Origin of the sequence: Zunongwangia pacifica, from assembly GCF_023499215.1 — a bacterium.
GTDB lineage: Bacteria > Bacteroidota > Bacteroidia > Flavobacteriales > Flavobacteriaceae > Zunongwangia > Zunongwangia pacifica.
This window is the reverse complement of the sequence record NZ_JAKHSK010000002.1, coordinates 138,864-159,104: the sequence shown is the minus strand read 5'-3', so window position 1 is coordinate 159,104 and position 20,241 is coordinate 138,864. Positions and strand designations below refer to the sequence as shown.

Genomic DNA, 20,241 nt, shown 5'->3' with positions numbered 1-20,241 from the left:
TTTCTAACAAATGCCTCATGGGGTTGCCCTGAGGTATTTACTAAACCAAAAACGCTATGAATAGAATTTTTACCCTGTTTTTCCTACTAATAAGTCTGAGCTTAAGCGCACAACAGGAAAATATCACCGGAAACGTCACCGATGAGAATGCGCAACCTTTACCCGGAGTGACCATCCAGCTTAAAGGAACACAAACCGGAACGGTAACCGATTTTGATGGGAATTTTAATATTAAAGCTGAATTAGGACAAACCCTTGTATTTACCTTCGTAGGTTTCGAAAAAAAGGAAGTTGAAATCACCACGACCACAGTAAACGTGCAAATGGTAAGCGGTACAAACCTGGACGAAGTCGTGCTGGTAGGTTCCAGAAACCGAAGCAGAACAGTGACCGAATCTGCCGTGCCCGTAGATGTTTTGGATGTTGAAGAACTACAGGTTTCAGTGCCGCAGGTAAATGTAAACCAGATTCTTAATTATGTAGCGCCATCTTTCACGTCTACCACCCAATCTTTATCAGACGGGACAGATCATATCGATCCCGCTTCGTTACGAGGCTTAGGGCCAGATCAGGTTTTGGTATTAATTAACGGAAAACGTCGCCATACGTCTTCCTTAATTAATGTAAACGGAACTTTTGGTAGAGGGAGTGTGGGGACCGATTTAAATGCGATCCCCGCAGCTGCAATTAAGAGAATTGAAGTATTAAGGGACGGTGCTGCCGCCCAGTATGGCTCTGATGCGATTGCCGGCGTGATCAATGTGGTTTTGAAAGATGAGGTGAATACCCTTAATTTTAATGTAACCACCGGTACTAATGTATCCAGAAATGCCAACGAACAAACCGGTGGTATGGATGGTGAAAGTATTAATGTTGCGGCCAGTTACGGAATTCCGTTAGGAGATAAAGGCGGATTTATCAACTTTTCAGGAGATTTTGATTATCGCGATTCTTATAACCGTATGAAAGCCTGGGAAGGAAGTATTTTTAATGCCTATAATGCGGTAGAATGGCAAGCCTATCAGGATAATGCAGATCTTAGTAATTTATCCAATCAGCAAATTCAGAACTATGCACAACAGGTAGATTATTTTTCTGCAGATTTTAAAAATGAAATAGCTCAGGCAAACGATCGTGCTACGTTACAAAATTTGTTAGGAAGGGATGTCACTGAAGATGAATTGGCAGCACGAGGTTTAAGTCGATCTGATTTTAATATGAGAGTAGGGCAGTCTGCGTTACGTGGTGGGCGTTTATTTGCCAATTTTGCATTACCATTAGATGATAATGGAACCGAGCTTTATGCGTTTAGTGGTTTAAGCTCCAGAAAAGGAAATGCAGCCGGATTTTATAGATTACCCAACCAAAGCCGTACCTATACACCCTATTATATCAACGGATTTTTACCAGAAATAAATTCTAAGATCAGTGACAAATCTATTGCCGCCGGAATACGTGGTAAAGTAGGTGATTGGGATGTCGATTTTAGTAATACCTGGGGAGAAAATGAGTTTATGTATTTTATAGACAATACCTCCAACGCTTCGTTGCTAGGAACCAGTCCTACCAGTTTTGATGCCGGTGGATTTTCTTTTTCTCAAAACACGACTAACCTTGATGTTTCGCAGTTCTTTCCGGGATTGTTCGAAGGATTTAATGTGGCTTTTGGTGGAGAATATCGCTTGGAAAATTATGATATTATCGCCGGAGAAGAAAAATCGTATGCGCAATATACCGCGGATGGAACGGTTATCACCAATGCCAGCCAGCAACCTGCTACAGATTTCTTCGGAAATGCCAGAGCAGGTGGTGCACAGGTTTTCCCGGGCTTTAGTCCCGATAATGCCATCTCCAGACAGCGAAATAGTGTAGCGGCGTATGCCGATTTTGAAGCCGATGTAACCGAAGAGTTTCTACTCACCTTTGCCGGAAGATTCGAAAATTACTCAGATTTTGGATCTACATTGAATTTTAAAGTAGCTTCCAGATATAAACTTACCGATGATATCAATTTAAGAGCAGCGGTGAATACGGGCTTTAGAGCACCATCGTTACATCAAATTTATTATAACTCAACTTCTACAGTTTTTAATGACGAAGGAAATCCGGTACAGGTGGGAACTTTCTCTAATGATAGTAGAGCAGCGAAATTGCTGGGCATTCCAGATTTAAAAGAGGAAACCTCGAAAAGTGCCAGTTTAGGAATAACCGCTAAAATCCCAGATGCGAATTTAACAATTACTGCCGATGCTTATTTTGTAGCAATTGACGATAGGGTGGTGTATACCGGGCGCTTTAGTGATGACGATCCAGATTCAGAAATTAGTCAGATTCTTAGAAGCGCAAATGCTGAAGCCGCGGCATTTTTCGCGAACGCGATAGATACCGAATCTAAAGGTTTAGATATTGTACTTACCCAAAATACCTATTTTGATAATGGATGGAAATTGAAAAATGATCTTGCAGGTACTTTTACCCAAACCAAACGTGTAGGCGATATTCATGCATCACCTTTATTACAAAATAAGCTAGATACTTATTTTTCTGAAGATAACCGAATTTACTTAGAGGAAGCGGTACCCAGAACAAAGATTAATTTAACCAATGTGCTTACGGTAGAAGATTTTAATTTCTTTGTTCGTAATGTATATTTTGGTGAGGTAACACAACCTTCAAATACACCTGCTAATCAAGAAATTTATTCTGGCAAAGTGGTAACCGATTTTTCAGTAGGCTATAACTTTTCAGAATCGATTAATCTAACAATAGGAGCTAATAATTTATTCGATTTATATCCTGATAGAAACAGGGTTGAAAGTAACCGAAGTAGTGGAAGGTTCGACTGGCCCAGAAATGCTCAATTTGGTATTGGAGGGCGCTACCTTTTTGCAAGACTGAACTTGAAATTGCAATAGCACAAAGCTGCTCATCGTTTTAAAAGCATAGCTTCCTTTTAGAGGAGTGTAAAGCTGCATATTTTTAGTATGCGTATATAAACCTCATAGTCCTGATCGCTATACAGGACTGTGAGGTTTTTAGTTATTATTTTTGCTTAATAATAATTAACTCAATTCTTTTAATGAAAATGATACAGCGGTTTAAAAAAGCAATACAAGAGTATCATCACTTATCCCAAGAAGCTATGGCAGCCTTTTTGGAAATTGTAAAACCTGAAATTATACAAAAAGGAGCTGTTTTTTTGCAACAGGGGCAAATACCAAAATCCTATGCTTATATCGATCGCGGTTTGTTTTCGTATTTCCATACGTTTGAAAATGGCGATGTTGTTATTAAAAAGTTTTTCGCTGAAAATTCGTTCGTCGCTTCTACCTCGGCACTTATTCAGGAGAAACCAGGTCTTTTCACTATTAAAGCCTTAGAAGAAACCCATATTTTAGTATATCAGAATAGTGATTATAGAGTATTACTCAAGCAATTTCCTGAAATTGCCTTTTTTCATATTAATTATTTAGAGAAAAATTGGGTGGTGGCTAAAGAACCTTTAGAAATCAATTTAAAATATGAAAGCGCTAAAATAAGATATGGGCAATTTCAGCAGGAATATAAGAATATCGAAAATCGATTAAAACAACATCAAATTGCTTCTTATCTGGGGATTACCCCAACACAATTAAGCCGAATTAGAAAGACTGTTAAAAATTAATTGGTTTTCTCAACATTTGTAGATGTTTTAAAAACTAAAGAGCTATAGTTTTGCTTTTCTAATTTAAATATTTTGAAAATGAAGTATTCGCTATTGGTTTTTTCTGCTCTTATCATGTTTTGCATTAATGCATTTGCCCAGCAAATAGATACGTTAGAAGTCTATAGTACATCGATGCAAAAAGAAGTTAAAACCATTGTTATAACTCCTTCAGGAAATAACAATCTTCCCACCGTTTACGTACTGCACGGATATAGCGGTTATCCCGAGCGAACGCTGAAAAAGGATATTCCCTCTTTAATAAAACTTAGCTCTAGCTACAATATGAACTTTGTGTTACCTGATGGTAATTATGATAGCTGGTATATTGATAGTCCCATCAAAAATTCGAAGTACGAAACCTTTATAACTACCGAGCTGGTTGATTATATCGATCATAAATACCATACGCAAAAATCTCAAAAAGCGATTATGGGATGGAGTATGGGCGGTCATGGTGCACTTTATCTGGGAGCTCGTCATCCTGAATTATTTTCGGCCATTGGAAGTATAAGTGGGGCGATTAATATGCTCCCTTACGGGGAAGATTATGGTGTTCCAAAAATATTAGGAGCTAATAAAAATAATTGGAAGGCTTATACTGCCAGTTCACAAATAGAGCAATTTAAAAATTCAGTGCAAAAAATAATAATAAGCTGTGGCTACGATGATGTTTTAATAGAACAAAATAGAAAACTCCATAAAAGGCTTATAGAATTGAATATTCCCCATATTTACATAGAAAGTCCGGGAAAACACGATGCCGCGTATTGGTCTGAGGCCGCTAAAACTCAGTTATTTTTAATAAATACTTTATTTAAGCGTAATGAATAGCAGTCTAAAAGGAGTGTTCTTTATAGCATTAGGAGCTTCATGTTACGGAGTCTTAGCTACTTTTGTAAAGTATGCCAATAATGATGGTTTTGGCACCGCAGGTCTGGCATTTTCTCAGTATTTATTCGGGGTGTTGTTATTAAGCATTATTTCTTTAGTTGTTTCAAAGCAGGCTAAGCTTTCAACAAATTCCAATGCTATTTCTAAATTTCCAAAATTCAAATTAGTGCTTTTTGGAACCACGTTAGGGCTTACCAGTAGTTTCTATTACCTGTCAATACAATATGTACCGGTTTCTGTAGGGATTATTTTGCTTATGCAAACTATTTGGATGGGAGTGGTTCTGGAATATGTTATGGCTCGGCATCTTATAACTAAAACAAAAGTACTAGGAGCCTTTGTTGCGATTGTAGGGACGGTATTTGCAGCTCAAATTTTTGAAGCTGATCTAAATATCAATTTTACAGGTATTGGTTTTGGATTATTAGCGGCCTTAAGTTATACCGGTGCGATGTATGCTTCTAATAATGTATCATTAGAGTTGCCTGTAATTACCCGTAGCAAATATTTGGTGTATGGCGGATTTTTAGTGGTTATCGTTTTTTGGAATGTTCAAATATTAGAAGAATTCAATGCGGAAGTATTTTTAAAATGGGGTATATTTTTAGGGTTTTTTGGAACCATTTTGCCTCCCATTTTATTTAATAAAGGTTTTCCTGAAATAGGCACAGGTTTAGGAAGCATAATTGCCGCCCTGGAAATTCCCGTTTCGGTATTTAGTGCATATTTGGTATTAAATGAAGAAATCTCTTTACTGCAATGGTTGGGGATTGTGATCATTTTATGTGCTGTACTACTTATTAACTGGAGAAAATTATTCAAAACTCATAAAAAGCAGGAAAGTGATTAGGTTTTTAGCTGAAAAGTAGCCGGTTTTTAACCAAAAAATTATTAAAAATTCGACATTTAAAATTCAACCTTTTAATCCTGATTCCTGTTTCTTGGATCTTGCATCTCTCGTTTATTTTCTAGATTCTAACTAAAAATAGATTTCTCCATTACGCTCCGCTTCAGTCGAAATGACACCTTTAGAATTCAATGTTTAAGGTTTCAAATTCCAGATTAAGTAGTCCTGACTCTTGTATCTTGATTCTCTCGTCTATTCTCTCTTCTCTATTTTCTAATTCCTCACTAAAACAAGATTTCTCCGCAAGGTCGAAATGACACTCTATACAATTCCATATTTCTCATAAATGGAATGAAGAAGGCTATTTCAATATACTATTTACAGTATACAATATTTTAAAAAAATTATTCAAAATTCAGCATTCAAAATTCAGATTTTAATCCTGATTCCTGACTCTTGCATCTTGATTCTTCAAACCTAACAGCGCAGCGGTCCAGTTTCAGAAAAGCTTACGGTTTACCGTTTACAGCAAAAATTAAGATGTAACAAATATCAATTCCGAAGATTCTGTCATTTCGAGCGCAATAAAATGAAGCCGAGAAATCTTAACCATCTATAAGATTTCTCCATTACGCTCCGCTTCACCTGCCTGCCGGCGAGGCAGGGTCGAAATGACAAACGATAAAAAAGCTTTGAATCTTCATTCAGAATTCAGCATTCAAAATTCAAAATAATTCAGTCTTGTTTCCTGCTTCTTGATTCTTAAATCTTGCTTCTCTAGTCTATTTTCTATCAGCGCAGTGGTCTAGTCTCTCCCTAAAGCGATTTTTGGTATAAATTATAAAGAATTTTGATCTCATCAGCATTTAAGATTCCGTCTACGTGGTCTTTTTCCTGAAGAAAATGGATTTGAAAACTTTTGATGGCGGCATCCAGATCATCGACCTTGTAACCTATAATCCTTAAGGCTTCCGCAATTTTAAAATCGGCAGGGATCACATTTGGAAATAAGTATCGGTCTAATAAAGCAATACGTTGTTTAAACACAGGATCGATATTATCGATTTTCAACGGGTTTTCTGTAAAAAATTGATGTTCAAACTGTATATTTTCAATACGATCTTCATCATACCAAATTCCGTAGCCTTCTTCGGCCAGGCGTTTCCACGGAAAATAAGCACTTGGATCTACTTTTCTTCCGGGAGCGATATCCAAGTGTCCTACAAAGTTTTCTGCTGGGATCTTATAATCTTCCTTGAGTTGTTTTAAAACCTCCAGTAAACTCGAAATCTGAGCTTCAGAAAAGCGTTCTTTTCCGTTGTTATCCAGTTCAATTCCTATAGAAGCCGAATTAAGATCGGTTGTATGGCCCCACTGTCCAATACCACCGTGCCAGGCACGGTAATAATTATTAAGCATGTGAAAAACCGCTCCGTCATTACCAATAACATAGTGAGAGCTCACCTGAGTTCTGGGGATCGTAAACGTATTTAAGGTTTGGGTAGTAGAATCCTGTGCGGTATGATGGATCACTACAAAATTGGGTCGCCTAAGATTAAAATTAGTAGTTCCCACAGGGTACTCACCATAATTGAGTGCGGAGTCATTAGGGTTTTCTTCTAGTGGGAATCTACTAAGTTCTTTAGCATAGGCTTTCGCCTTTTTTTTATAGACATTGTTGGTAATTCGGTAAGGGTTTGAAGAACATGAGATCATCAAACCCAAACCTCCTAAAATCAAAACTTTTCTAAAATATGTCATTGTCGCAGTTTATTACCAAAATACGGAATCCTGGTTAAAACAGGACTAAAATTTCCAGCGAACAAAGGCCTCGATAGCTTCGTAATTTGCAAGTCCTAAGTTGTGATAAGACAATGCTGTTTCGCTGTTTCTTTCTTCGGCACGTACCCAGAATTCACGTTCGTCGTCACCAGGGAATACCGGAGTATCTTTTTGCGACTGGTGTTTAAAGATCGCTTCACGTTTTCTGGCCACTTCTTGTGGAGAAAGTGGTACGGCCATTTCGATATCGTGAATGTCAAATTCCTGCCATGCGCCGCGATACATCCATAACCAACAGTCTTTGGTCCATTCTTCAGTTTTGCGAAGACGATTTATAGCTTCTAAAATAATGTTGAAACAAACAATATGGGTGCCATGAGGATCGGCAAAATCACCGGCAGCAAAGATTTGATGAGGTTTTACTTTTTGAAGTAGCTCCATTGTAATCTTAACGTCTTCTTCGGTCACCGGGCTTTTTACTTTCTTGCCTGTCTCGTAAAACGGTAAGGCCATAAAATGAATATTTTCATCTTCAAGCCCCGCATAACGCGCACCAGCGATAGCTTCGGTCTTACGAATAAAACCTTTAATATCCATAATTTCACGAAGGTCGATATCGTTAGGACGTTTTTCAGCAATAAACGTATCGATGTTATCGTATATTTTTTCAAGCTTGGTGGTATCTTCGCCAATGCTTCTATTAAAATCGATCGCAAACTCTATATAACGCAATACATCGGTATCCCAAACGGCAGTATTTCCAGAGGTCTGATAAGCCACATGAACATCGTGTCCCTGGTCTACCAGTCTAATAAAAGTACCTCCCATAGAAATCACATCATCATCGGGATGCGGACTAAAAATAATAGATCGTTTTTTAGCAGGTTCAGCACGTTCTGGGCGCTGGGTATCGTCGGCATTTGGTTTTCCACCAGGCCAACCGGTAATGGTATGTTGTAGTTGATTAAATACGTCGATATTGATGTTGTAGGCCGGTCCTTTTTCGGTGGCCAGTTGTGCCATGCCGTGGCTGTTGTAATCTTCGTCAGTTAGCTTTAAGATTGGTTTTCCAACTTCATTGGATAACCAGATTACCGCTTTTTTAATTTGAGCTTTATCCCAGCTACAGTCTTTTACTAACCATGGAGTATCGAATCTTGTTAATTCTGAAGCAGCATCTTCATCTAAAATAAACTCCACATGATCGTTTAACTGAAGGTAGGTTGCCGGTACACTTCCAGAGATTTCACCTTCAACCGCTTTTTTAATGATTGGTGCTTTTTTCTTGCTCCAGGCCATTAAAATAATTTCGCGTGCTTTAAAGATGGTCCCAATTCCCATGGTAATGGCTTTGGTAGGTACATTTTCTTTACCACCAAAATCACGAGAGGCATCACGTCTGGTAAGGTCATCTAAGGTTACTAAACGCGTACCACTATTAGGAGCAGATCCTGGTTCATTAAAACCAATATGTCCTGTTCTACCAATACCAAGGATTTGCAGGTCTAGCCCACCAACTTCGGTAATTTTTCTTTCGTAATTCAGGCAAAAATCAGCAATATCATCTTTATCTAGTGTACCATCTGGAATATTGATATTTTCTCTTGGAATATCTACATGGTTAAACAGATTTTCGTCCATGAACTTTACATAGCTCTGGTTTTCATCTGGCTGCATGGGATAATATTCGTCCAGATTAAAGGTAATAACGTTCTTAAAACTAAGCCCTTCTTCTTTATGAAGTCTTATAAGCTCTTCATAAACTTTTACAGGAGTTGCTCCGGTTGCTAGACCTAAAACAGCTTTTTTTCCTTTTTCCTGTTTTTTGTTAATAATCTTAGCAATACGTTTTGCCACTTTTACAGAAGCTGATTGCTCGTCCTTGTATACTTTTACAGGGAGCTTCTCAAAACGTGTTTCTTCTAAGAGGTTTAATCTGGCCATGAGTATTTATTTTAACTTAAATGTGATTTTATCATTGCAATCTGATTCCTGAAAATACTATCCATCACCGCAATGGTGCCGCCATATAAGCTGGAGTTATTTCCAAGATTCGATAATTCTATATTTGTTTTTTCCTTCAGCTGCATCATGCAGTAAATGTTCATGGATTGCTGAATGGGAGTGGTGATAAATTGTTTGGCTTTTGCAATTTTTCCTTCCAGAACAATAAGTTCCGGGTTAAAGATCTGTATGAGGATGGCAATACCTTTTCCAAGGCTTATGCCTATTTCAGAAAGTGAGTTTATCGCAAATTGGTCTCCTTTATTGGCTGCTTCCACAATCGTATCGGGCTCCAGTTTTTCGAGTTCTTCAGGCGTAAGGCTATTTAATACTGAAGTTTGTCCTTGCTCCAGTCCTTCTTTTACTTTTCTAACCAATGCTAAGCCTGAAGCTTCGGTTTCCAAGCAGCCTCTTTTTCCGCAGTGGCAAAGCGTACCATCTTCTACCATTGGGATATGGCCAAATTCACCGGCAAATCCAGAAACACCGGTTTGTATTTTTCCACCCATAATGATTCCCAATCCAACTCCCCAATCCATCGAGATCACCAGTACATTTTCTTTTTCTTTCGCGAGTCCAAAATGAAATTCGGCTAAAGAAGCACTTTTGGCATCGTTTAAGATAGCTACGGGTTTTTTAAAGCGAGCTTCAAATTGATCTCGAAGCGAAGCGGGATCCTGCTCGGTAAGGTAATAGGTAAAGTTTTTTCCTTCTTCAGAAGATACCAGTCCCGGCATGCTAATGCCTACGCCCATTATTTTTTTATGATCTACTTCAGAGGCGTTTAAAAAGGCTTCAGAAAAGTCATATAAAAGATCAACAATATTAGAGTTAGGGGAAATCTGTGTTTCAAGAACCTCTTCTTTTACAATGCTATGATTATTGTCTATAAGCGCCAGTTTTATTTTAAAGCGCTCTATATGGATGCTTAACACAAAAAAGGAGTGCTGTTTTAATCCATAAAGATCGGGTTTACGGCCACCTTCAGATTTTCCTCGTCCTTTTTTAATTACGATCCCTTCATCCAACAACTGATTAATAAGTGCCATAGAGGTAGGAAGGCTAATGCTGAATTTTGAGCAAATTTCAGCATTAGAAGTATCACCATTAAGAAACATGTGTTTTATGATTCTTGTTTTTTGATGCACCTTTTTGCGTTCAACATTGCTCATTTCTTCTAGTTGAGCGTCTTCTATTAGAAAATCCTGTAAATTGAGACTCATATACACGTCGGAAAATACAAGGCTTTTAGCCTCTCGTTAAAAATTCAATTCTTTTTGCAAAGAACTAAATTTCTGAAAAATAAAAGTATATAAAAAATTTAGTTTACAAAAGACTTAATGTAAATTTTTAGTAAAGATTGTTTGTTTAATTAAATTTTGTACTTTTAGAGAAAGCAATAAAGGTTTATTTTATTTTAAGATCTATGTCTCGCTCTCGTTATTTATCATTGGATATTCTGCGCGGAATGACGGTTGCCCTTATGATTCTGGTAAACAATCCGGGAAGTTGGGCTACAATTTACGCACCTTTTAAGCATGCCCCCTGGCATGGATTTACACTAACCGATCTTGTATTTCCTACCTTTTTATTTGTGGTGGGGAACGCTATGAGTTTTAGTTTTAAAAAAATGAATTCATGGAGTACTACCAAGTTCTTTACGAAAACGTTTAAACGGGCAGCAATTATATTTCTTATTGGTTTAGGGCTCTCTTATTATCCTTTTGTTAGGCGTGTGGAAGGAGAATTTATCCTTAAGAATATTCTGGATATTAGGATAATGGGGGTTTTACAGCGCATCGCGGTTTGCTATTTACTGGCAGCAATAGCTATTCGATTATTGAAAGAAAAATGGCTTGTTTTTTTATCGATTTTTATCCTGCTGTTGTACTGGTTTCTATTATTGTGGTTTGGCGGAAGCGACCCCTATAGCCTTGAAACAAATGCGGCTTTAAAATTAGACCTTTTGTTATTTAATGAAGAAAACCTTTATCACGGTTATGGGATTCCTTTTGATCCCGAAGGTTTGCTAAGCTATCTTCCGGCGGTGGTAAATGTTATCTTTGGTTATCTGGCAGGTGGTTTTATTCAGCAAAGTAAAGACAAGAAAAAGCTGGTAGCTCAATTAGTTATTGCCGGTTTATCGATGATTACCCTCGCCCTTATTTGGGATTTATTTTTACCTATTAACAAGCCAATCTGGACAAGTTCTTATGTGATCCTAAGCACGGGTTGGGATTTAATAATTCTCGGTTTCCTTATTAGGATATTAGAAATCGCGAACTTTAAATCATGGAGTAGGTTTTTTGAACCTTTTGGTAAAAATCCGCTATTCATTTTTGTGCTTTCTGGTGTGGTGGTCTTAACAATGGGACTTATATTTATTGGCGATACCTCCTTAAAAGGCTGGATTTACCAAAATTTATTTTTAAGCTGGCTATCTCCTTATAATGCATCGCTTTTGTACGCGTTATTATTTTTAATACTTATGTGGCTTATTGCCTATATTTTAGATAAAAAGAAAATTTATATCAAAGTTTAAACCCAACCTAATGCGATTATTTTCCCTTACGAAACTCGTTTTAACCTTAATTGTTTTCTGCGGAATTCAATGGAATTGCCATGCGCAAAAACAACCTGAATTTTTAGAATATACCAATAGTAAATGGGTAGATTCTATCATGGAGGATTTAACGCCTAATGAACGGATTGCCCAACTTATTATGGTGGCGGCTTATTCTAATCGAGATTCGAAACATAAAGAAGCGATCTTAAAACTTATTAAAGAGCAAAAAATAGGCGGACTCATTTTCTTTCAGGGAACGGCGAAAAAGCAGGTACAGTTAATGAACGATTATCAGTTAGTTTCAGACGTTCCACTTTTGGGAGCTATTGATGCTGAATGGGGATTGGGAATGCGATTGGATAATACCATCAGTTTTCCGTATCAAATGGCATTGGGTGCTATCCAGAACGATACTTTAGTATACAAGATGGGTGAAGAAGTGGCGCGGCAGATTAAAAGAACCGGATTACACATGAATTTTGCTCCTGTTGTAGATGTAAATAACAATCCCAATAACCCGGTAATTAATTATCGGAGCTTTGGGGAGGATAAAGAAAAAGTAGCCCAAAAAGGGATTGCGTATATGAAAGGTATGCAGGATCAACACATCCTGACGACTGCCAAACATTTTCCCGGGCATGGTGATACCGATACCGATTCGCATAAGGCGCTGCCCCAAATAAATCATCCATTTACACGATTGGATACCTTAGAGATGTACCCATTTAAGAAATTAATCGATGCGGGGATTGGCGGAGTAATGGTGGCCCATTTAAATATTCCGGCACTGGATAGTAGCGGTGTGCCTTCAACTTTATCTAAAAAGATCATCAGCGGAATTTTAAAAGAGAAACTCGGTTTTAAAGGCTTAATCGTAACCGATGCCATGAACATGAAAGGGGTAACGACCGGAAATGAGCCTGGTGTGGTAGATAAAAAAGCGATTATTGCCGGTAATGATTTATTAGAGTTTACCGAAGATGTTCCAAAAGCTATTGCCGAAGTTCGAAAAGCGATAGACCAGGGGATCATTTCTCAGGCAGCTATTGATGAAAAATGCCGAAAAGTACTGGCCGTAAAACAATGGGTAGGTTTAAATCATTATGAGCCGCTAAAAACAGCCAATATCGATAAAGAACTGAATAATTCGTATGCGAAATATATTCAGCAGAAATTGGTTGAAAAATCCCTTACGGTTTTAAAAAATGAGCAGGAGCTTATTCCGCTTCGAAGGTTAGATACGTTAAAAATCGCCAGTATTTCTATAGGTGCCGATAAGAAAACGGATTTTCAGGAAAGTTTAGGCTGGTATACCAAGATCGATCATTTTCAGCTTAAGGATAAGGCCACTGCGAGTCAGATTTCCGCAGTAAAAGAAAAACTGAAAGCCTATAATGTGGTGATTGCCGGTTTACATGATCACAGTAAATATCCAAGAAACGCTGTTCGTTATTCAGATGCGGTTTTAAAATTTATTGCTGAAATTGCCCAAAATGAGCATACAATTTTTAGCGTGTTTAAAAATCCGTACACCTTAAATAAAATAGACAATATTGAAGACGCGGCGGTTTTAATTGAAGCCTATCAGGATTCTGGATTATCCGAGCAAAAATCGGCACAGCTTATCTTTGGCGGATTTAAAGCTGATGGAAAACTTCCGGTTAGCGTGGGCAAAAAATTTAAAGCCGGTGATGGTATCGAAACATCAGCGAAAATAAGATTTGCGTACACCACCCCTGAAGATGCAGGAATGAACGCCGATTTTCTGGAGCATGGGATCGATTCTTTAATGCAGCAGGCCATGGATGCCAAAGCGATTCCCGGCGGAGTGGTTTTAGTGGCCAAAGACGAAAAGATCGTATTTCAAAAGGCTTATGGCCTTCACAAATACAGCGATACCGTAAAAACAAAAACATCAGATATTTTTGATCTGGCTTCGGTCACTAAAATTTCTTCAGCTTTACCAGCTTTAATGAAATTGCAAGACGAGGGGAAGTTCAGTGTAGAAGATGGGATCGATGATTATCTTCCATATTTCAGAAATTCAAATAAAGCGGGGATTCCGTTTCGGCAAATATTGGCACATCAGGCACGGTTTAAACCCTGGATTGCATACTGGCAAAATACCTTACGAAAAGACGGCAGTTATAAATGGAATACGTTTAAAAAAGATTCTTCAGCGCGATTTCCGGTAAAAGTAAGTGACGATATGTGGTTGTACCGCAATTACAAAAAGAAAATATATAAAGCAATCAAAAAGTCTCCTTTAGAAGACAAAGCGGAGTATAAATATTCTGGTTTGGCTTTTTATTTACTTCCGCAGATCGTAGAAAACTTAAGCGGGGAAGACTATCGTAAATACCTGGATGACAATTTTTATTCGAAATTGGGAGCGACGACTTTAGGGTATCGACCAATGGAAGAATTTGAAATTTCTAGAATTGTACCTACAGAAAACGATTTTATGTTTCGGCATAAACCCATTCATGGTAGTGTACACGATGAAGGCGCGATAATGATGGGTGGGATTTCGGCAAATGCCGGACTTTTCTCTGATGCCAACGATCTGGCAAAGCTTATGCAAATGTATTTGAATATGGGCGAATACGGAGGAGAGCGTTATATTGAAGAAACTACCTTTAAAGAATGGACAAAAACACAATTTCCAGAAAATGATAATCGTCGCGCCATAGGCTTTGATAAGCCTAATTTAAAATACACCGGACCAGACAATAATACCGCAAAAGATGCTAGTGCAGCTAGTTTTGGGCATACTGGTTTTACCGGAACCATGGTTTGGATGGATCCTGCAAAATCCCTGCTTTTTGTGTTTTTATCAAACAGAGTTTTACCAACAAGAGATAACACACGTCTTTACAGTTTAAATACCCGTACACAAATTCAGCAGGTTTTATATGATGCTATAAAAAAATAATATTTCGGTTAACCCGGGCGTATTATTGCTGTTGTATGCTTTTTATTTACTTTATCCTCTGTATTTTAGCAAAGTTATATACAAATGATTATGGTTTTGTATTCAAAACTATATATTTGCTAAACAAACTAAACGGACTATATCGAATGACAATTTTACGACTTTTACCTCTCTTAGTATTTATTATATTTATACCTAACCGTATGTTTTCGCAAAGTGAGGTGAGAGGGCAAATTGTAGATAAAGAGCATCAACCGGTTAGTTTTGCAAATGTTATTTTATTAAATGCTAAAGACTCTGTTTCGGTTATAAAAGGTGTAATTTCTGAAGATGATGGGAAATTTCTCTTTGAAGACATAGAAAATCAATCTTATGTTTTAAAGATTAGTTTTTTAGGTTTTGCAGATTATCTAAAGCGTTTTGAAGTAGAAGGAACTACCAATCTTGGGAATATTGTGCTTCAGGAAAGCAGTGATAGTTTAGATGAGGTAACCGTAAAAGCCAGAAAACCCAAGATTGAACGAAAAATAGACCGAATTTCATTCAATGTGGAAAATTCGGTGATCTCCAGTTTAAACACATACGAAATTTTAAAGCGTACGCCGGGCGTGATTGTTAGTCAGGGGGAATTACTGGTAAAAAACCGCCCTGCTACGGTTTATATCAACGACCGAAAGGTGTATTTATCTACAGCAGAATTAGAGCAGTTACTCTCTGGATTAAATGGAGAAAGTGTAAAATCTGTAGAGGTGATTACAACGCCGCCGGCACGCTATGATGCTGAAGGTAGTGGCGCGATTTTAAATATTGTAATGTCCAAAAATCCGTCGATTGGTTATAAAGGAAGTATAAATGCATCCAATACCATTGCGGTTTTTCCTAAATATAGCCTTGGGACCAGCCAGTATTATAAAACCAGCAATCTAAATGCTTTTGCAAACTATAACTTCAATGCAAAAAACATTTATAAAAACGACGAAAGTAATGTGACTTATTTTGGGACTCAAGGTTCAGAAAGTTCTATATGGCTTGGTGATTTTAAGCGTGATACCAAAAACTATGCACACAGTTTAAATACGATTTTGGATTTTACACTTTCAGAAAAAAGTAGTTTAAGCTTAAGTGCCAATTTAAATTTCACTCCAAAAAACGATTCAGACTTAAATGGAAGAACAGATATTTACGGTGCTTCAGGAAATTTAGATTCATTATTTACTACCAATAGTCGCCTGGAGAATGAAGGTAAAAACATGCTTTTTAATGCTGATTTTTCGACCAGTTTAGGTGAAAATGGGGCTAAGCTATCGGCACAGGCCAATTATATTCGTTATGATGAAAATCAGGATCAGCGCTTAAGCACCACTTATTTCTATGGCAATGGTGATGAGATTAGAAATAATAACATCGTTACTAAAGGCATGCAAAACTCAGATATTTATACCGGGCAGGTAGATATTAATGCAAGCATGGGAAGTCTACCCGTTGCGACCGGAATAAAATACGCTGGAATTACTTCGAATAGCGGCCTGGATTTTTATAATAGTAGCGCTAGCCGGGTAGAGGGACTTTCAGATGCTTTGGATTACAACGAGAATATTTATGCGGCTTATTTCAGTACTTCTAAAGAATGGGAAAAATGGAGCCTAAAAGCTGGTTTACGGGGTGAATATACCGATATTAGCGGGATTTCAGTTAAAAACGGACTTGTAAACGATCAGGATTATTTTCAGTTATTTCCTACGTTTTACGCGATGCGAAGTGTGGGAGAAGAAAACTCGATTAGCCTGCAGTATAGTAGAAGAATAGAGCGTCCCCGATTTCAGAGTTTAAATCCGTTTCAGTATTATATTAATGAGAATAATGTAAAAGAAGGAAATCCTTCTTTAGTGCCCGGAATTGCCAATAAAGTGAAGTTAAATTATTCGTATAAAGGATTTTTATTTTTCGATTTATATTGGGACAGGGTAGACCATTCCCCTTCGGTTTTGGCCTTTCAGGATAACCAAAATAAGATATTACGCACGTTAAATGATAATTTAGACTATACCCAGCAATTTAGTCTGGATGTTACCTATGCTAATTTTGTGACCGATTGGTATTACCTGTATGGTTATGTTTCTGGCTTTTATATGGAGAACCAGATCTATGCCAGAGAAAGTGCTGCTGAAACCCATAAAATCGATACGTTTAGCGCTTTTCTTAATATTGGGAACTACTTTTATTTTGGCGGTGACGGTACCTTTAGCGGAAATGTGAACACCTATTTTTTACCTAATATTCTGGCTGGATCGTATACCTACGAGGATCCACAGTTTGGGTTGGATTTGGGACTTCGTAAAACCTTTATGGACAATAAAATTTCGGTTTCTATCAATGCCGAGGATTTATTTAAAACCATGAATATCCCTATGCAAAGCCAGTACTTAAATCAGGATAACGGATTTTATGCGATTTCTGAAACCAGACGGATTACTTTTGGGATCCGTTACAATTTTGGAAACTTCAGATTAGATGATAATAGCCGTACAATTAAAGCAGATGAAGAGACCAGGCTTAAGGAAAGACAGGTTTTAGATTAATGCCTTATTGGCTTTCCGGTTGGCTTTTTGTTTTTCTGTATAAAATTTAAAAAAATAGCTGCTGAAATTATCGAATTTCGACTTTGTTTTTTTCTGAAGGATCGCTTTTTATTCCGCATAGCGACTTATCTTTTTAAGATTGCTGCTCCCCTAAAATCTTTTTTAAAGCCTTACGTAATCTACTGAAATAAGGTAGTTTATATGAATTTTAAATTCTTCAATCTTATTTAGTAATTTTGCACTTTCTAAAAATAAAAGATCGTGGCAAAAATAGGAGATATAGATGTAGGAGAGTTTCCATTGCTTTTAGCACCTATGGAAGATGTGAGTGATCCGCCGTTTAGAGCCTTGTGCAAAGAGCAGGGCGCTGATGTGGTGTATACTGAATTTATCTCTTCAGAAGGTTTGATTCGGGATGCGGCTAAAAGTGTGATGAAGCTGGATATTTATGAAAAAGAACGGCCGGTGGGAATTCAGATCTTTGGTGCCAATCTGGAATCGATGCTGGAATCTGTTGAAATTGTGGAAAAATCGGGGCCAGATATTATTGACATTAACTTTGGCTGCCCGGTTAAAAAAGTGGTTTCTAAAGGTGCTGGTGCCGGGATTTTAAAAGATGTCGATTTAATGGTTTCTTTAACCGAAGCCATGGTGAAGCGAACTAATTTACCTATTACCGTAAAAACCCGTTTGGGTTGGGATCACGATTCGATTAAGATTTTGGAGGTTGCCGAGCGTTTACAGGATGTTGGCTGTAAGGCGATTTCTATCCATGGGCGAACCAGAGCGCAGATGTATAAAGGTGTGGCCGACTGGAAACCAATTGCCGAAGTAAAAAACAATCCACGTATGCATATTCCTGTGTTTGGAAACGGAGATGTGGACACTCCTGAAAAAGCGGTAGAGATGCGCGATGACTATGGATTAGACGGCGCAATGATTGGCCGTGCCAGTATTGGTAATCCCTGGTTTTTTAGAGAGGTAAAACATTATTTTGAAACTGGAGAGCATCTAGCGCCGCCAACCTTACAGGAACGTGTAGCAGCCGCAAGAAAGCATTTACAGATGTCGATCGACTGGAAAGGGGAAAAACTTGGTGTTTTTGAAACCAGAAGGCATTATACTAACTATTTTAAGGGCATCCCTCATTTTAAGGAATATCGCATGAAAATGGTCACCAGTGACGATGCTGCCGATGTTTTTGCCGCTTTTGATGAGGTAGAACGGGATTTCGCCGGTTATGAGTTTGTCTAAAGTAGTAGTTAGAATCTAGAAAATAGACTAGAGAATCAAGACTCAGGAATCAGGATTAAAATGTTGAATTTTGAATGCTGAATTTTGAATTATAAAGATGTCTGAAGCGTAGCGAAATGGAGAAATCTTTATTTTCGTTTGAACCAGAGATTTCTCGACTTCACTTCGTTGCGCCTGCCGGCAAGGCAGGCTCGAAATGACCAAATCTTCGGAATTGATGTTTCGCTGGTTGAATTATTTTTTAGCTGAAGGCTGACTGCTGTAAGCTATACACCTTAAGCCTTTCTGAATTTAGAATAGAATATAGACTAGAGAAGCAAGAATCAGGATTCAGGATTAAAATGTTGAATTTTGAATGCTGAATTTTGAATCAATTTTAGCAGACTGCTAAAAGCTAATAGTTTTTCCGTTTACTGATAATTGTTTATTGCTAATTGATTACTGAGACTGCCTACTGCTTATTGTGACTGCCTAATGACTTACTCCTCCAGCGCTTTTTTACTACGTCCGGCGGCGAGGAAAGAGGCAAATAAACCTAGTATTCCAATGGTTAGAATAACGGTAAGAATATTTCCAATTTCAATAGTTACGGGATAAGGTAAGCTTGGTGTAATCATGACCAGATCAAATTGCATTTGCAAATAGATCAAAATGATCCCGCATAAAAGTCCGATGCCACCACCAATACTGCACATTAACATTCCCTGGGTAAAGAAGATATTTTTAATTTGTTTTGGCGAAGCCCCCAGACTTTGCAGGGTTTTAATGTTCTCCTTTTTATCCAGGATCACCATAATAATCGATCCTACAACATTGAATAAGGCGATGATTAAAACCAGGGTGAAAATCAGGTAAACTGCAAGATTTTCGGTATTCAGCATTTTGTAAAGCACATCGTTTAGCTGAGCACGGGTCTGTACTTCAACCGAATTGTCAAACAACTTCAGGATCGCTTCTTTTACTGTTTCTTCGTCAGCTTCCGCAGTTAATTTAATTTCTACGGCACTATAGGTATTTTTATCAAGGTCCAGTAAACTCTGCGCAAAAGCGATATTCGAAAAAACGTATTTATCGTTAAGGTCTGAATTGATATTATAAATCCCGCTAACTATAACACTTTTTTGGTTAAAAGCATCGGCAGGGTTGGTTACCTGTCCTTTTCCCGGTTTAGGAACTATTAACCGCATGGGGCGGTTATAATTAAAAATCCCGGGATTCAATTTTCGTGAAATATCAGCACCAATAACCACCTGTGGTTCAGAGGAAGTCAGCCAGGTACCATCTACCGAGCTGTCGATAGCCGTAACCTGTTGATATCGTTCATCTACTCCTTTTATAAAGGCCCAGGCGGTTTTTTCTTCATATTCCAGAAAAACACGTTCTTCGATGGTTTTACTATAGTTGGCAATGCCATCGATTTTCGCGAATTCCTCTTCAAGATTTTCAGGAAAAATGATGGTTTTGCCCGTTTTGGGGATCACTTTTAAATCGGGATCAAACTCATTGGCAAAAGCAAGGCTAAATTCCCTTAGTCCGGAAAATCCTGATAATACGATGAATAACGAAAAAGCACCGGCAAAAACGCCAATAGCAGCGATTATAGTAATAATATTAATCGCATTATTACTGCTTTTAGAAAACAGGTAGCGTTTGGCGATGTATAAAGGGAACTTCAAG

Annotated in this window: 12 protein-coding genes; 8 read left to right on the top strand and 4 right to left on the bottom strand. The window is 37.8% G+C overall.

The features are described from left to right. Positions 1 to 56 precede the first annotated feature (56 nt). The 4 genes from L1967_RS02030 to L1967_RS02015 all read left to right on the top strand — a co-directional run bounded on the left by L1967_RS02030 (position 57) and on the right by L1967_RS02015 (position 5,447). Entirely contained in the window at positions 57 to 2,915 is a 2,859-nt protein-coding gene (locus L1967_RS02030) for a TonB-dependent receptor (RefSeq protein WP_249600048.1), read from the top strand. Between the two features lie 164 nt (positions 2,916 to 3,079). Next, positions 3,080 to 3,664 (top strand): Crp/Fnr family transcriptional regulator, encoded by a 585-nt coding sequence (locus tag L1967_RS02025; RefSeq protein ID WP_249600047.1) that lies wholly within the window; start codon positions 3,080 to 3,082, stop codon positions 3,662 to 3,664. Positions 3,665 to 3,742: 78 nt separating this feature from the next. Then, on the top strand, positions 3,743 to 4,537 hold the full coding sequence (locus L1967_RS02020) for an alpha/beta hydrolase (RefSeq protein WP_249600046.1): 795 nt from the start codon (positions 3,743 to 3,745) through the stop codon (positions 4,535 to 4,537). Then, positions 4,530 to 5,447 carry an EamA family transporter gene (locus tag L1967_RS02015; RefSeq protein WP_249600045.1) on the top strand — a complete coding sequence of 306 codons (918 nt, stop codon included), beginning with the start codon at positions 4,530 to 4,532 and terminating at the stop codon, positions 5,445 to 5,447. Before L1967_RS02020 ends, L1967_RS02015 begins: the two co-directional genes overlap by 8 nt. Before the next feature lie 813 nt (positions 5,448 to 6,260). Here the strand turns inward: L1967_RS02015 and L1967_RS02010 are convergent. From L1967_RS02010 to L1967_RS02000, 3 genes are read right to left on the bottom strand one after another with little or no spacing between them, the layout of a single operon-like run. After that, positions 6,261 to 7,205 (bottom strand): N-acetylmuramoyl-L-alanine amidase, encoded by a 945-nt coding sequence (locus L1967_RS02010; RefSeq protein ID WP_249600044.1) that lies wholly within the window; start codon positions 7,203 to 7,205, stop codon positions 6,261 to 6,263. A 45-nt stretch (positions 7,206 to 7,250) separates the two neighbouring features. Next, positions 7,251 to 9,170: a glucosamine-6-phosphate deaminase gene (nagB, locus tag L1967_RS02005; protein WP_249600043.1), complete on the bottom strand. Its 1,920-nt coding sequence runs from the start codon at positions 9,168 to 9,170 to the stop codon at positions 7,251 to 7,253. An 11-nt stretch (positions 9,171 to 9,181) separates the two neighbouring features. Next, on the bottom strand, positions 9,182 to 10,453 hold the full coding sequence (locus L1967_RS02000) for an ROK family transcriptional regulator (protein WP_249600042.1): 1,272 nt from the start codon (positions 10,451 to 10,453) through the stop codon (positions 9,182 to 9,184). A gap of 203 nt (positions 10,454 to 10,656) precedes the next feature. Here L1967_RS02000 and L1967_RS01995 point away from each other — a divergent pair, with 203 nt between their 5' ends. The 4 genes from L1967_RS01995 (at position 10,657) to dusB (ending at position 18,564) form a co-directional block, all read left to right on the top strand. Next, entirely contained in the window at positions 10,657 to 11,772 is a 1,116-nt protein-coding gene (locus L1967_RS01995; protein WP_249600041.1) for an acyltransferase family protein, read from the top strand. A 10-nt stretch (positions 11,773 to 11,782) separates the two neighbouring features. Next, entirely contained in the window at positions 11,783 to 14,731 is a 2,949-nt protein-coding gene (locus L1967_RS01990) for a serine hydrolase domain-containing protein (RefSeq protein ID WP_249600040.1), read from the top strand. A gap of 146 nt (positions 14,732 to 14,877) precedes the next feature. Next, positions 14,878 to 17,310 carry an outer membrane beta-barrel protein gene (locus L1967_RS01985; RefSeq protein ID WP_249600039.1) on the top strand — a complete coding sequence of 811 codons (2,433 nt, stop codon included), beginning with the start codon at positions 14,878 to 14,880 and terminating at the stop codon, positions 17,308 to 17,310. A 261-nt stretch (positions 17,311 to 17,571) separates the two neighbouring features. Continuing rightward, positions 17,572 to 18,564: a tRNA dihydrouridine synthase DusB gene (dusB, locus tag L1967_RS01980; protein ID WP_249600038.1), complete on the top strand. Its 993-nt coding sequence runs from the start codon at positions 17,572 to 17,574 to the stop codon at positions 18,562 to 18,564. A 479-nt stretch (positions 18,565 to 19,043) separates the two neighbouring features. On the opposite strand, the gene L1967_RS01975 is transcribed toward dusB, so the two are convergent. Beyond that, positions 19,044 to 20,240 (bottom strand): ABC transporter permease, encoded by a 1,197-nt coding sequence (locus tag L1967_RS01975; RefSeq protein WP_249600037.1) that lies wholly within the window; start codon positions 20,238 to 20,240, stop codon positions 19,044 to 19,046. Position 20,241: the final 1 nt, after the last annotated feature.